Origin of the sequence: Lutibacter sp. TH_r2 (assembly GCF_033101135.1) — a bacterium.
GTDB lineage: Bacteria > Bacteroidota > Bacteroidia > Flavobacteriales > Flavobacteriaceae > Lutibacter.
Genome location: NZ_JAWMPV010000023.1, coordinates 1 through 218, shown reverse-complemented (window position 1 = coordinate 218; position 218 = coordinate 1). Strand labels below are relative to the sequence as shown.

At 40.8% G+C, this 218-nt stretch carries 1 protein-coding gene; it reads right to left on the bottom strand.

Annotation, left to right across the window (positions count from 1 at the left end; all coding sequences use genetic code 11):
* Nucleotides 1-218 (bottom strand): hypothetical protein (locus R3X25_RS15205; RefSeq protein WP_317675820.1); only part of this gene is annotated, 218 nt, incomplete at both ends.

Genomic DNA, 218 nt, shown 5'->3' with positions numbered 1-218 from the left:
GTAATTAATGGATCACTTACAGATACTGCGCTTACTGCTGCTGTTCCCGTATTGGTTACTGTGATCGTATAATCAATATCTCCTGGTGCTGTGATTTCTGTTACGCTTGCTGTTTTAACAGTGGTAAAGAATCCTTCTGTTCCTGGATCTAAATTGATTGGGACAATTACACTTGATGTATCTGTCTCTGTTGTTCCATCAGGTAACGTTGCCGTTGC